We start from the raw sequence: 14086 nt of genomic DNA on the forward strand, positions 1-14086 counted from the left end.
GGGAGACCAAGCCAGGGTCGCGGTGTTTCAGGGCAGAAACGTTGCTACACCGTCACGCTGTGCAACAGGGCAGATCGTGGGGCAACCTGGGGCAGATTCGGGGAATTCATGCCCCGGAACGTCGAGCCCCCGGGCCTCCGGCTCGACCCGCGCAAGTGGCCGAGCCGGAGGAGCTGGGGGTTCAGAACGCGGACTCGGGGAGGTCCATGACGTCCAGGTCGGTGAGCTCGGCCTTGACCCGCTCGGCCCGCACCGACGGCATCGTCGTCCGCACGAACCACTGGGCCGCGGCGACCTTACCGGTGTAAAAGTCCTGGTCAGCCGGGGAAAGTTCACCGCCGAGCTTCTCCAGTGCGACCTCGGCCTGCCGGAGCATCAGCCACGAGCAGACCACGTCGCCGAGGACGAACAGCAGCCGGGAGGTGTTCAGGCCGACCTTGTAGACGTTGCGCGGGTCGCCGTTCTCCGCCTGGGGATTGCTGGCCATGAGGGCCTGCCCCATGATGCCCAGGATCTTCTGGGTGTCCTCGAGGCCCTTGGCGAGCAGCCCGCGCTCCTCCTTCAGGCGGCCGTTGCCCGCCTCGGAGGCGACGAACGCCTGCACCTGCTCGGCGAGATGGCCGAGCGCCTTGCCCTGGTCCTTGATGATCTTGCGGAAGAACAGGTCCTGGCCCTGGATGGCCGTCGTGCCCTCGTAGAGCGTGTCGATCTTCGCGTCCCGCACGTACTGCTCGATCGGGTAGTCCTGCAGGAAGCCGGAGCCGCCGAACGTCTGCAGCGACTCGGTGCCGAGCAGCGTCCAGGACTTCTCCGAGCCGTAGCCCTTCACGAGCGGCAGCAGCAGATCGTTGACCCGCTCGGCCAGGTCGTCCTGCTCCCCGGCGTACCGCGCCTGCTCGGCCCGGTCCTGGTACGTCGCGGTGAACAGCACGAGCGCCCGCAGTGCCTCGGCGTACGCCTTCTGCGTCATCAGCGACCGGCGGACGTCGGGGTGGTGCGTGATGGTGACGCGCGGCGCGTCCTTGGCCGGGTTGGTCAGGTCCGGGCCCTGGACCCGCTCCTTCGCGTACTCCAGCGCGTTCAGGTAGCCGGTCGACAGCGTCGCGATCGCCTTGGTGCCGACCATCATCCGCGCGTACTCGATGACCTGGAACATCTGCGCGATGCCGTCGTGCACCTCGCCGAGCAGCCAGCCCTTCGCCGGCGTCCCGTCGCCGAAGGTGACCTCGCAGGTGGTGGACACCTTGATGCCCATCTTCTTCTCGACGTTCGTCACAAAGGCGCCGTTGCGCTCGCCGGTGAGCTCACCGGTCTCAAGGTCGAAGTGGTACTTCGGAACCACGAACAGGCTCAGGCCCTTGGTACCGGGACCGCCGACGCCCTCGATGCCCTGCGGACGCGCGAGCACCAGGTGGACGATGTTCTCGGTCAGGTCGTGCTCGCCGGAGGTGATGAACCGCTTGACGCCCTCGATGTGCCAGCTGCCGTCATCCTGCAGCGTGGCCTTCGTGCGCCCCGCGCCGACATCGGAACCGGCGTCCGGCTCGGTCAGCACCATGGTGGCGCCCCAGCCACGCTCGATGATGTGGTGTGCGATCTTCTTGTCCCGCTCGGTGCCGTTGCGCCAGAGCACGTGCGCGAAGTTCGGGCCGGCGGCGTACATGTGGACCGGCGGGTTGGCGCCCAGCACCAGCTCGGCCGCGGCCCAGCGCAGCGACGGCGGGGTCGGCTGACCGCCCAGCTCGGCGGGAAGCTCGAGCTTGAACCACTCGGCGTCCATGTAGGCGTGGTAGCTCTTCTTGAACGCCTCCGGCATCCGGACCTCATGGGCCTCGGGGTCGAAGACCGGCGGGTTCCGGTCGGCGTCGGCGAAGGACTCCGCCAGCTCGTGCTTGGCCAGCCGGTCCACCTCCGCGAGCACCTCGCGGGCGGTGTCGACGTCCATCTCGGCGTACGGGCCCTGCCCGAGCACGTCACCCCGGCCCAGCACCTCGAGCAGGTTGAACTCGATGTCCCGCAGATTCGACTTGTAGTGGCTCACAGAGACTCCTCAATACCTGTACTCGCGAGTAACTTGAGTATATACCCGCCGGTAACGAGGTCCAAGGGAGATTGACTGTGAGGTTTTGACGTCCTCCCGGCCGTAGACGGCGGGGATTCCAACCCGACTACGCGGACGCAGAGAGTTGAGGTTCACGCTTCTCGGCGACCGGTACTGCAGTCGCTCCACGTGCGGTCACGGCCCGTCCGGCCGCGATGTTGACGGCGGCGTTCACGTCGGCGTTCGCGGTGTATCCGCAGGACCGGCAGCGGAAGGCGGCTTGGCTCTCGCGCGCCCTCGCATCCCTGGTCCCGCACCGCGAACACGTCTGAGAGGTGTACGCCGCCGGAATCTTCTCGACCCGGCCGGCGGCCTTGTGTTCCAGCCGCTGAACGAGCTTGCCCCAGCCGCTGGCCAGGATGCCCCGGTTCAGTCCGGCCTTCTGCCGCACCCGCTTCCCCGGATTGTCCACTGTGCCCTTGGCTGCGCGGGTCAGCTGGACGATGCGCAGGTCCTCGACCCGGATCACGTCGAACTGGCGGGCAAGGCGGGTGCTGGTCTGCTCGACCCAGTCCTTGCGCCGGTCCGCCTCCCGCGCCTTGAGCCGGGCGATCGCGGCCCTGGTCTTGGCGTGACGGTTGCTGCCCTTCTGGGAGCGGGCAAGCCGTTGCTGCAGCTTCAGTAGCCGCCTCTTCTCGCCCGTGGTCAACGTCGGCGTCCGCAGCTTCTCACCCGTCGACAGTGCCGCCGAGACGGTCACACCACGGTCGACACCGACCAGCTCCCCGGTACCCGGTCCGGGAATCGGATCCGGGACCACCGCGAACGCGATGTGCCAGCGCCCGGAACGGTCACGCGTCACCCGGTACGACTTCGCGTCAGCCAGCGGCCTGGACAGCCGGAACTTCACCCAACCAACCTTCGGCACCAAGACCCGGGCCCACCGACGATTCAGCTTCTCCACCCGTCGGGCCTGCGCGCCGACGATCCGGAACCCCTCGTGGATGCCGGCCTTGCGCCAAGTGGGACGGCGGTGGGTGCCGGCGAAGAAGTTCGAGACGGCCTGGTCGAAGTCCCGCAACGCCTGCTGCTGCACCGTCTGCGATCCGCCCCGCAACCACTCGCTGGCGGCCCGGGCCTCGGTCAACTGCCGCGCCTGCTCCACAAACCGCGGCGGACCACTACGCCGGCCCGCCGACCACATAGACCATTGTTCAAGAGCCAGGTTCCAGACGTATCTGGCGTGTTTGCAGTGCCCGAGCAACGCCGCTTCCTGCTCCGGAGTCGGGGCAAGACGAGAGCGGGACATGACAGTGATTCAATCAGCCGGGACCGACAGTCCCTGAAACGCGAAAGGAGGCAGTTGCGGCTCCTCCCCCGACGGACGGGGCTTCCCCGCAACAACTCCGATGAAACTGATCTACGAGACGCATGCGACCACTGTCGACAACGAGAGCGGCATTGCGACCGGTTGGCTGCCGGGAGAGTTGTCCGCGCGCGGCCGCGAGCAGGCGCGCGAACTGGGGAAGCGGCGGAGCGACGTCGACGTGGTCTTCAGCTCGGATCTGCGGCGCGCGGTGCAGACGGTCGAACTCGCCGGGCTCGAGGCGCCGCACTTCCAGGACTGGCGGTTGCGCGAGTGTGACTACGGTGAGCTCAACGGTCTGCCGCGGGACCGGCAGGGAGACCGCGGGCGGTACGTCGAGCGGCCGTTCCCGGGTGGGCAGAGCTACCACGACGTGCTCGAGTTGACGCGTTCTTTCCTCGAGGACGTCAAGCGGTGGTACGACGGCCAGGTGGTGCTCGTGGTGGCGCACTCGGCGAACCGGTGGTCCCTCGAGCACCTGCTGGGCAGTCGCGCTCCGATGGAACAATTGGTTGCCGAAGGCGTCAATTGGCAGCCGGGCTGGGAGTACGAGGTGTAGACCCCTTGGCGGGGATGGCCGGCTGTGATGGCCGGCCATCCCGTTGTTTCTAAGGCTTGTAGACCGTCGCGCTGCCGTAGAGCTTCTGGGTGAAGGCGGTCATGTACGTCGCCGTGTTGGAATCGGTGAGGTTGTAGGTCAGGAACACGCCGTACCCCTCGTCGACGGTGCGCTGCGCCAGCGAGGCCGCCGTACTCGAGCTGGTCGCCGTGTAGGACACCGCGGCCGGGGAGAGGCGGGACTTGTCGGTCGGGCCGCTCGGGACGCCCCACGTGCCGTAGTACGGGTTCCAGGCGTAGTCGAAGGTGTTCGCGATGCTCTGGCCGTTATAGGTCAGGCGATCGGACGCCGGGCCGATGTCGTAGAGCGTGATGAGCTTGTTCGGCAGCTTCGCGCGGAGGGCCTGCACGAGGTAGACGAACGAGAAGTCGTTCGGCTGGCCGGTGCCGTTGTTGCCGTACTCGGCGTACTCGTCGTCGAAGTCGATGCCGTCCAGGCCGTACTGGTTCACCGCGTCGGCGAGCTGCTGCGCGAACGCGTCGGCGGACGCCTGGTCCGGGAAGTTCGCGAAGCCGGCACCCTGGTGGTTGCCGAGCACCGACAGCAGGACCTTGATGCCCTTCTGCTGCAGCGGCCGGATCTGCGTCGCGACGTTGTTCAGGACGTTCGTCACCTGGTCGTTGAAGTGCAGGTACGCGTTGGTGCCGTCGTAGTTGATGTTCGCCGCGAAGATCAACGCGATGTCGATCACCTGCGCGCCGTTGGTCGCCAGCGTGTACTTGCCGGCGTTCAGCATGCTGTAGTTGTTGACCTCGATGTACGCGGCGGTGATCGGGCCGGTCTTCGCCCGCGGGCGGCGCTTGGCGGCGCTCTCGGCGGCTGCGGCGGGCAGCGCGGCGCCGGTGGCGGCCGCGGCGGTTCCGGCGGCCAGGGCTGACAACAGGGTCCTTCGCTTCATGAGCTGATCGACTCCTCATCAACAGGTGGGCGGTCGCTTCACCGATTCAGATAAACCGGTTTAGCGGATGCTCATCATCGAGCCGTCGCGGATGTGGTGTCAAGGGGATGCCATCCGGGGTCGCGGATCGGTTAGTCATAGACCAAGGTGGTTCCTGGGGGTGGGAAAAAGTTACGAAAGAGGAGCGGATGAGGAACGCTACCGAGGTCAGGACCCGTCGGTCGCTGGTGGCCGGGACGGTCGGGAACTTCGTCGAGTGGTACGAGTTCGGGGCCTACGGCTTCTTCGCGACCGTGATCGCCGCGAACTTCTTCAGCAGTACGGCGACCAGCGACGCCGAGAGCCTGATCAAGACGTACGCCTCGTTCGCGCTGGCGTTCTTCTTCCGGCCGATCGGGGCCGCGGTGTTCGGGCGGGTCGGCGACCGGATCGGACGGCGGCCGACGCTGATCCTGGTCCTGCTGTTGATGACGCTGTCGACCACACTGATCGGCCTGCTGCCGACGTACGCCACCATCGGTGCGGCCGCGCCCTGGCTGTTGACGTTGGTGCGCGCGCTGCAGGGCCTGTCGGCAGGTGGTGAGTTCGGCGGCGCCGTGTCGATCATGACCGAGTTCGCCCCGCGCACGAAGCGCGGCCTGTACGGCGCCTGGCAGTCGTTCACGGTCGCGCTCGGGTTGCTCGCGGGCGCCGGGCTCGCCGCGATCCTCGCGACGACGCTGAGCAAGGAGGCGTTGTCGGACTGGGGCTGGCGCGTGCCGTTCCTGGTCGCGTTGCCGCTCGGCCTGGTCGCGCTGTGGCTGCGGCTCAAGCTCGACGAAACCCCGAACTTCACCCGCGTCCAGGAGCAGCCGCGGCCGGCCGAGGCCGGTGAGGTGGCGAAGGCGATCGCTCTCGGCATCGGCCGCCTGATGGGCTGGTCGGCGGCCGGCTACACGTTCCTGGTCGTCATGCCGTCGTACCTGCAGGCAACGCTCAACGCGACCTTCCAGCAGGCGCTGGTCGCGACCGTGCTCGCGAACGCCGGCTTCGCGGTGTCGATCCTCCCGGCCGGGTGGCTCAGCGACCGGATCGGGCGGCGGCCGGTGATGGTGGCCGGCGCGGCGCTGGTCGTCGTACTGGCGTTCCCGCTGATGAACCTGTTGCAGGACAAGGAGTCGGGGAACGCCGCCAAGGGGCTCGCGGTGTTCGCGGCCGGGCTCGTCGTGGGGCTGATGGCGGGCCCGGGGCCGGCGATGCTCGCGGAGATGTTCCCGACCCGGGCGCGGTACACGGGGCTCGGCCTGGCGTACTCGCTGTCGAACGCGGTGTTCTCCGGATCGGCCGGGTTGATCATCACCGAGCTGATCAAGCGGACGAAGAACGTCGACATCCCGGCCTGGTACGTGGTGGTCACGTGCGCGGTGAGTGTGATCGCATTGCTCACGTTGCGCGGGGACGACCACCGACGGGAGTTGCGGGACTGACATGCGAGTGATCGGCCTGATGTCCGGGACGTCGTACGACGCCATCGACGCCGCGGCCGCGGACCTGCGGCTGGACGGGGACCAGTTGGTGCTGACGCCGCTGGGCCTGCTGAGCCAGCCGTACCCGGCGGAGCTGCGCTCGGCGGTCGCGGCCGCGTTGCCGCCGGCGCCGACGACGATGGAGCAGGTGTGCCGGCTCGACACCGGGATCGGGCAGGCGTTCGCGGCCGTCGCGCAGCAGGCGGTCGAGCAGCTGTGCGGCGGGTACGCGGACCTGATCGTGTCGCACGGGCAGACGATGTTCCACTGGGTCGACGGCGGGTCGGTACGGGGGACGTTGCAGCTCGGTCAGCCGGCGTGGATCGCGGAGGTGACCGGCGTACCGGTGGTGTCGGACCTGCGGGCGCGGGACGTGGCGGCGGGAGGGCAGGGTGCGCCGCTGGTCAGCATCATCGACGTGCTGTGGTTGCGCGGGCGTCCCGGCGTACCGGTGGCGCTGAATCTCGGCGGGATCGCGAACATCACCGTCGTGCACGGCGAGCCGGTTGCCTTCGACACCGGTCCGGCGAACGCGCTGATCGACGCGGTGGTGACGGAGCTGACCGGGCGGCCGTTCGACGCGGACGGGGTGATGGCGGCGCGTGGGCAGGTGCACGAGGAACTGCTGGCGCGGCTGCTGGCCGAGCCCTACTACGGGCGCCGGGCGCCGAAGTCGACGGGGAAGGAGCTGTTCAACCTCGCGTACGTCGCGCGCGCGATGGAGGGACTGCCCGAGATCCCGGCGGAGGACCTGGTCGCGACCGTCACCACGCTGACCGCGCGGACGGTCGCCGATGCGGTACGACGGTACGGCGGGACCGAGGTGGTGGCGTCGGGCGGCGGGATCCGGAACCCGGTGCTGATGCATCTGCTCGCGGACGAGTTGGAGATTCCGGTCCGGACCACCGACGAGTTGGGGGTGCCGTCGGCGGCGAAGGAGGCGTACGCGTTCGCCGTACTGGGTTTCCTCACCGTGCACGGACTCGGCGGGACGGTGCCGAGCTGCACCGGCGCCGCGCACTCCAGCGTGCTCGGCTCGGTGACCCCCGGCCGGAGCGGACTGCCCACGATCTCCGGCGAGGCACGACCACCCGTGCGCCTCGTGGTGGCTTGACCGCACACTAGTCCTGTGACGAGGTTGTTCGTGGTGACCGGGGCGCCCGGGTCCGGGAAGTCCACGGTCGTGCCGGAGCTGGTCCGGCTGAGTCCGGGGAACCTGGTCGTGATGGACATGGACGAGCTGCTGGACGACAACGGCCGGCTGCTCGGGATCGACATCGCGAGTCCGACGGCGACGCCGATCTGGCCGGCGTACAACGCGCTGTGGTTGCGGATCACCGAGCTGATCCGGCGCTCGGGGATCCCGGTGCTGTTGCTTTCGCCGCTGCTTCCGGCGGAGCTGCCCGAGGGGCGCTGGCTGCATCTGGACTGCTCGGACGCGGTACGGCGCAAGCGGCTGGCCGGGCGCGGGTGGCCCGAGGCTGCGATCGAGGAGGCGATCGCGGACGCGGCCGAGATCCGCAAGCTCGTACCGCGGTCGGTGCGTGGGGACGTCGCGCCGGAGCGGTCCGCGAAGAGCATCCTGGACTGGATCCGCGGTGAACGCTTCGGCAAGACCCTCAGCCTGTGGGGCCGGCTCCGCGGGTGAGCTCTCCGGAACATTTCTGCCGGATAGTGCCGGATTGTTTCCGGAAAGCCCGGTTGACCTTCGAGTGGGTGCAAGGGTGAGGGTCGGGCGCATGAGGCTGACGATCAGTGAGTTCGCGCGGTCGGTGGGGCTCGCGCCGAGTGCTCTGCGGTTCTACGACGACTGCGGTCTGCTCCCACCGGCCGAGGTCGACGCGACCAACGGTTACCGGTACTACGACCCGGCCCAGGCGGACCGCGCCCGCCTGCTGCGCGACCTCCGTGAGATCGACCTCCCGCTCCCCGACGTCCGCCTCGCGCTCGACGCACCACCTGCCGAGGTCGCGGACCTGATCCGCTCGCACCTCCGCACCCTCGAGGCCAAGTCCACCGCGACTCGCGAAGCCGCCACCCGGCTCCTGACCCAACTCCTCGCCCGGAACACCACGGCCGTACTGGGCGGGCCCGAACTGGCCAGTGCGATCCGCCAGGTGGCCCCTACCGCCGCTGCCGGGTCCGCCGACGCGGGCGAGGGCTTAGAGGTGGTGTTGAGCTGTGTGTTGATCGAGCTCTCGCCGGAGGAGGTCACGTTCGTGGCGACCGATCGGTACCGGTTGGCGGTGCGGACGGTACGGCCGGTGGAGTTCGGTGGGACGTCGACGCGGGTGCTCGTGCGCGCCGACGAGCTCGCGGACGTGAGTCGGTGGGCCGCGGCGGGAGACGTCGTGCGGGTGGAGGTGGACGGCGGGCTGACTCTGGTGCGGGGCGACGAGTCACGTGAGTTGGCGGTCGTGGATGCGGAGTATCCGGCGTACGAGCAGATCCTGGACGGGCTGGCGCCGCCGGCTTGCCGGGTGGTGGTGGATCGGGTGGGACTGCTGGAGGCGCTCGCCGGGCGGGACGTTGTTGCTCTGGACATTGACTCGGAGAGCTTGCGGATCGGCGACGACGTGAAGCTCGACGCGATCGGGTCGGGGGCGGTGCGGATCGGGTTCACCGCGAGTCTGCTGGCCGCCGCGCTCGAGGCGAGTGTCGGGCCGGACGTGTTGCTCGAGATCTGTGAGCCCGCCCGGCCGGTCGTCGTACGCTCGGCCGATCAGGGCACGTTCACCACGCTGGTCATGCCTGTCCGGCTGGACGGGTGAACTGGTCGTACTACGGCTGGCTGGCAGGCTCCACGCTCTCGGTTCTGGGCGACACCGTCCTGTTCTTCGCGCTCGGCTGGGCCGCGACGGGCATCGGGCCACGGGTCGCCGCGCTCGTGCTGACCGGATTCACCCTGCCGCGCGCCGTACTCCTCCTGCTCGGTGGTGTGCTCGGTGACCGGATCGGCCCACGCCGGCTGCTGCTCGCCTGCACCGCGATCGTCGGCGCGTGCTGCTTCCTGCTCGCCGCGGTTGTCGGTGTCCGCGGAGTCTCCGCCGGCCTCCTGCTCACCACGTCGATCGTCGTCGGCACCGTCGACGCGTTCGCCTTGCCCGCGGCCGGCGTACTCCCGCGACTGTTCGTGCCCGACGATCAGTTGCCTAGAGCAATGGCACTGCGGACGTCGGCCACTCAGATCATCACTCTCGCCGGCGGTCCGGTCAGCGGTCTGCTGATCGCGACGGTCGGGTTGGTCGGGGCGCTCATGGTCGACGGCGTGACGTTCGCGATCCAGTTCCTCGTGCTGCTCCTGCTCAGACCGCCGTACGACGTGCCTCCGCAAACCGATCGCCCGTCGGTCGTCCGTGCAGCCGTGGACGGACTGCGGGTTGCCGTCGGTGATCGCGTGCTGCGGAAGATCCTGCTCGTGGTCGCGGTGGTGGCCGCATTCGTACTGCCGGTGACGTCGCTGTGCGTTCCGCTGCTCGCCCGGTCGCAGGGCTGGACGGCTGCGCAGGCCGGGTTTGTCGTCGCGGGCAACGTCTGCGGCGGGTTGCTGGTGACGGTCGTGGTGGCACGCTTCGGCACCTTCGATCGGGCCGGGGTGGCCGGCGGTCTCGGCTGTTTCCTCGCGGCGCTCGGGATCTCGGGCCTGGCTCTCGCGCCGTCCGTCCCGGCCGCGGTCGGCGCGACCGTAGTCCAGGGCCTGGGCATCGGCCTCTTCACATCGCACCTCGCGCCGGTCTTCGTCCGCAGTACGCCGAGATCACACCTGACCCGACTCCAATCCCTGCTGTCCCTGGCCCAGACCGTCCCGCTGATTGCGTCGACCAATCTCCTCGCGGCCCTCGACGTCCACCACGCGCTCACCCTCGCCGCCGCAGCCACAGCCCTCGCCGGCCTCACCCTCCTCCGCCTCGAACCGCCTTCCTGAGTAGACAGCTTCTTGACAACATGTTGTCGTGATGACAAGATGCTGTCTATGAAGACGGCATATGTAGCGGTGTACGAGACGTTGGCGGACTGGGAGATCGGGCATCTGGCGGTGGAGTTGCGGACGGGGCGGTTCACCGGGGTGCCGTGGTCGGTGGTGACGGTGGGGGAGTCGCTGGAGCCGGTGGTGACCATGGGCGGGATGCGGGTGGTCCCGGATGTGACGATCGCGGACGTGGAGCCGGACGCGGGGGATCTGCTGGTGCTGGCCGGATCGGTGCAGTGGGATGCCGGAGGTGGGGAGGCGTTCGCGAAGCTGGCGGCGCAGTTCCTGGATGCCGGTGTGCCGGTGGCGGCGATCTGCGGTGCGACGGCGGGGCTGGCGCGGGCCGGGTTGCTCGACGAGCGGAAGCACACGAGTGCGGCCAAGGAGTACCTGCAGGCGACGGGTTACCAGGGCGGGGACGAGTACGTCGACGCGCGCGCGGTCGTCGACGGGGATCTGATCACGGCGGGGCCGGACTCGCCGGTGCAGTTCGCGCGGGCGGTGCTGCAGCGGCTCGCGCTCGCGGACGAGCGGAAGCTGGAGGCATACGAGGGCGTGTTCCACCGCGCCGACGCCACGGCGTACCCGGCCCTGGTCGGGTGACCGGCGTACCCGATGATGGTCCGATGACTGTTCCACCGCGGGAGGAGTGGCCGAAGCCCGGGAGGCAGTCGGAGGGTGGGGTGGTGCTGACGGACGTCGTCCTCGCCACCTTCCGGCTGAACGCGCGGCTCATGGAGGCCGCGCAGGGGCTCGCCGCGCACGGCGGACTCACGGCGGCCTGGTGGCAGGTGCTCGGCGGTGTGCTGGACGAGCCACGTTCGGTGGCCGACGTCGGGCGGATCATGGGCGTCAGCCGGCAGGGCGTCCAGCGGATCGCGGACCTGCTGGTCGAGCGCGGTCTCGCCGAGTACCGCCCGAACCCGGCCCATCGCCGGGCCAAGCTCCTCGCCTGTACTGAGGCCGGCTACTGGGCGATCCGCCAGATCTCGATCGCCCAGCACCCGTGGGCCGAAGACGTCGTCAAGTCCGTCGACCTCGACGACCTCCGGACGACGCTCACCACGATGCAGGCTCTGATCACCAAGCTGGAAGAAGCTTGATCGCGAGACTCCTCCCGTAGGTGTGCCGCGTGCTGAACGTCAAGCGGGTCCCGGTGACGGTGCGCGTCACGCGAACCCCGTCGACGGGAGCCGCGGGCTTCAGGTACTGCGCTTGCAGGTGGAGCGTGATCGTGTCGCGCTGCGTCGTGGGATCGGAGACGGCTACCTGCACGCTTCCGGTCTCACGACGGATGATCAGTGAAGCCGGACCGTCGACGGCCACCCCAGCAAGATGATGGACGCCGGGCGTGAAGGTGTTGGCGGTGGTGAGGCGCAGGCCCAGGTGCTCGATCGCCTGGAGCTTGGTCGTGTTGGACAGCAGGCGGATGCGCCCGTGCTGGTACGAACGCAGGACTGATTCTGTTGCGTTGGGCACCAATGTGTAGGCCAGCGAGCGCGCCGCACCGGCCGGCTGGCTCGTGGTGAGCGCGAAGACCTGCTTGGTGACCGCGGTGTCCGGGTTGGACGTGCGCACTACCCGGCGGCTGCGGGTGACGCTCTGGAGATCGACCGCGAGCTGGGTCGGTTGCAGGAAGTGGTACCCGACCGCGACGCTGCCGTTGGTGTAGCGCAGCCACTGCGGGTCGACTGTTCCAGCGCCGCTCCAGGCTTGACCGTCCCGTCGTACGCCGGTGATGGTCACCGGATCGGACGGGCCGGCGATGCGGGTGTCCAGGGTTGTCGTCACCGCACGGTCCGCGTCGCGGACGCCGGCGGCGAGGACGACGATCTCGTCGTCGAGCAGGAACCACGACTTGGTCGCCGACGCGTTCTTGTAGACCACGAAGTCGTCCGGCAGTACGTCGCGCGACGCGTACGCGAAGTCGTCCGACTGCACCCACCCGACCGCGCCGTACGCATCCAGCGTCGCGCCACCGGAGTACGCGTTGGTGCCGACCGGGAAGTAGACGTAGGTGTTCTGCGACTCCGATGAGGCCGTGAAGCCCAGCGCGGGGTTGTCGTAGTACGCCGTCCCGTACAGCTCCGGGATCGACTTCCGCGTCTCGACCGGCGCCGTGACCCCGGCCAGCGCGTACGGGGACACGGTGGTGAAGTAGTCGATGCCGAACGACTGCGCCTGGTCCTGACCGGCCAGGTACAGGTAGTGCGCGCCGTCGCCCTGGAACCACGGCATCAGGTTCTCGCCACTCATGTACTCGTACTTGCTGATCCGCTCGGAGTTCCGCGACAGCGCGAACGCGTACCCCGACCGCCGGTGCACCGTCCGGTCCATCGCGTTGAACGCCGTCGTACTCGCCGCCGGGTTGAGATCGGCCGGCACGATCGACGGATCCGCCTTGAGGTCCGCGAACCGCGCGATGCTGACCGGCGACGCGAAGCTGTTCGGGTTGATCGTCGGCTGCGCGGTGAACTTCGCGAAGGACTTCAGCCGGGCCGCGTCGTCGCCGGTCGCGTAGTCGGCCAGGTCGACGATCGCCTCCACGATCACCGCCACGTCGGCGTACCCGGTGGTGGTCCGGGACACCGCGCGGCCCTTGACGATCTCCATCATCCAGCCCTCGAAGATCAGCGGCGCGAACCCGTGCTCGACCCATCCCTGCACCACGCCGACGAGGTCGTCGCTCTGGGCGTACTCCGTCCCGGCGAGCACCTTGACGGTCTGCACGACCCTGCTGAGCAGGCCCTTCCCGTACGAGCCCGTGTAGGCGACCGAGGCGTGCTGGATGAACGAGCCGTCCGCGTAGTACCCGTCCGTGACGCCGTGCTGCAGGTTGTACGGGTCGACCGTGGCGAAGACGGTGAACTGGTCCTGCAGCGCCTTCCGGATCCGCGTGTCGTCGTTCAGCAGGGCGCCCTGGAGTACGCGGTTCGCGGTGATGTCGACGAGGTTCGCGCCGGTGTGGAAGCGCGAGTCGAGGTCGACGTCGCCGTCCTTGCCGTTGCGCAGGTACGCGTCCATCGAGGCGACGTACCGCGTGATCAGGTCGGTCGGGGCGTCGATCAGGGCGAGCGTCTTGGAGACGTACGTCGAGATGCCGATCTCCCAGTGGAACCAGTTGCCGTAGTACCCCTTCGACTGGTCGCCGTAGTAGTTGTCGTGGAGCCAGCCGAGCTTCTCCGCGATCCGCGCGCGCACCTGCTCGTTGCCCTGCAGGTCCGACGCCGGTCCGGGACGCCGGTAGGCGAGGGCGATCTCGTAGAGGTGCTGGTACGACGCGCTCAGATTCGGATCGCTGGTGCCGAGGGGGAGGCCGGCGAAGAGCTCACCGGCGCCGGCGCGGTCCAGCGCGGTCAGCCAGGTCCGGGCGGTGTTGTCCATCGCGGTGACCTTGGCGGCGACCTCCGGGCGGGAGTTCGACTCCGGCGTACCGGCGTAGATGGCGATCGCGTTGGTGAGGAGCTGGCTCGGTCCGGCGGTCATCACTTCCTTGGCGGCGTGGGCGGTCGGCGCCGGGCTGACCGCGGTCAGGAGTGCGGTGGCGGGGACGAACGACAGCAAATGGCGGCGCGTGAGCTCCACTGGTACTCCCGGGCGGATGGGAAAACCTAACCCGGGAAGTGAACCAGCCGGAACTATCTTTCAGCAACGGCTTGCCGCTGACATCTCAGCAAGTCTTTTCCA

At 68.8% G+C, this 14086-nt stretch carries 12 protein-coding genes; 8 read left to right on the plus strand and 4 right to left on the minus strand.

The annotated features are described in order from the left end of the window. Positions 1-181: 181 nt before the first annotated feature. Both BJY22_RS07350 and BJY22_RS07355 read right to left on the minus strand, forming a co-directional pair. Entirely contained in the window at positions 182-2041 is a 1860-nt protein-coding gene (locus BJY22_RS07350; RefSeq protein WP_167204663.1) for an acyl-CoA dehydrogenase C-terminal domain-containing protein, read from the minus strand. Positions 2042-2168: 127 nt separating this feature from the next. Beyond that, positions 2169-3350, minus strand: a complete 1182-nt coding sequence (locus BJY22_RS07355; RefSeq protein WP_167204664.1) for an RNA-guided endonuclease InsQ/TnpB family protein — start codon at positions 3348-3350, stop codon at positions 2169-2171. A gap of 100 nt (positions 3351-3450) precedes the next feature. Here BJY22_RS07355 and BJY22_RS07360 point away from each other — a divergent pair, with 100 nt between their 5' ends. After that, positions 3451-3966: a histidine phosphatase family protein gene (locus BJY22_RS07360; protein ID WP_167204666.1), complete on the plus strand. Its 516-nt coding sequence runs from the start codon at positions 3451-3453 to the stop codon at positions 3964-3966. Positions 3967-4015: 49 nt separating this feature from the next. On the opposite strand, the gene BJY22_RS07365 is transcribed toward BJY22_RS07360, so the two are convergent. After that, entirely contained in the window at positions 4016-4924 is a 909-nt protein-coding gene (locus tag BJY22_RS07365; RefSeq protein WP_167204668.1) for an endo-beta-N-acetylglucosaminidase H, read from the minus strand. Between the two features lie 188 nt (positions 4925-5112). On the opposite strand from BJY22_RS07365, the gene BJY22_RS07370 reads away from it, so the two are divergent. From BJY22_RS07370 to BJY22_RS07400, 7 genes are all read left to right on the plus strand, one after another. Further along, positions 5113-6390 carry an MFS transporter gene (locus BJY22_RS07370; protein ID WP_167204670.1) on the plus strand — a complete coding sequence of 426 codons (1278 nt, stop codon included), beginning with the start codon at positions 5113-5115 and terminating at the stop codon, positions 6388-6390. Position 6391: 1 nt separating this feature from the next. Continuing rightward, positions 6392-7543: an anhydro-N-acetylmuramic acid kinase gene (locus BJY22_RS07375; RefSeq protein WP_167204672.1), complete on the plus strand. Its 1152-nt coding sequence runs from the start codon at positions 6392-6394 to the stop codon at positions 7541-7543. Positions 7544-7558: 15 nt separating this feature from the next. Further along, complete coding sequence (locus tag BJY22_RS07380; protein WP_337758341.1) at positions 7559-8077, plus strand: AAA family ATPase; 519 nt, start codon at positions 7559-7561, stop codon at positions 8075-8077. A gap of 91 nt (positions 8078-8168) precedes the next feature. After that, complete coding sequence (locus BJY22_RS07385; RefSeq protein WP_167204674.1) at positions 8169-9200, plus strand: DNA polymerase III subunit beta family protein; 1032 nt, start codon at positions 8169-8171, stop codon at positions 9198-9200. Further along, positions 9197-10354 carry an MFS transporter gene (locus BJY22_RS07390; protein WP_167204676.1) on the plus strand — a complete coding sequence of 386 codons (1158 nt, stop codon included), beginning with the start codon at positions 9197-9199 and terminating at the stop codon, positions 10352-10354. Before BJY22_RS07385 ends, BJY22_RS07390 begins: the two co-directional genes overlap by 4 nt. 48 nt (positions 10355-10402) lie before the next feature. Continuing rightward, positions 10403-11002 carry a DJ-1/PfpI family protein gene (locus BJY22_RS07395; RefSeq protein ID WP_202891023.1) on the plus strand — a complete coding sequence of 200 codons (600 nt, stop codon included), beginning with the start codon at positions 10403-10405 and terminating at the stop codon, positions 11000-11002. A 23-nt stretch (positions 11003-11025) separates the two neighbouring features. Then, positions 11026-11502, plus strand: a complete 477-nt coding sequence (locus BJY22_RS07400) for a MarR family winged helix-turn-helix transcriptional regulator (RefSeq protein WP_167204679.1) — start codon at positions 11026-11028, stop codon at positions 11500-11502. Here the strand turns inward: BJY22_RS07400 and BJY22_RS07405 are convergent. Then, positions 11480-13984, minus strand: a complete 2505-nt coding sequence (locus tag BJY22_RS07405) for a polysaccharide lyase family 8 super-sandwich domain-containing protein (RefSeq protein WP_167204682.1) — start codon at positions 13982-13984, stop codon at positions 11480-11482. The two genes, BJY22_RS07400 and BJY22_RS07405, sit on opposite strands and share 23 nt — an antisense overlap. Positions 13985-14086 lie beyond the last annotated feature (102 nt).

Source organism: Kribbella shirazensis (assembly GCF_011761605.1).
In the GTDB taxonomy this organism is placed as follows: domain Bacteria; phylum Actinomycetota; class Actinomycetes; order Propionibacteriales; family Kribbellaceae; genus Kribbella; species Kribbella shirazensis.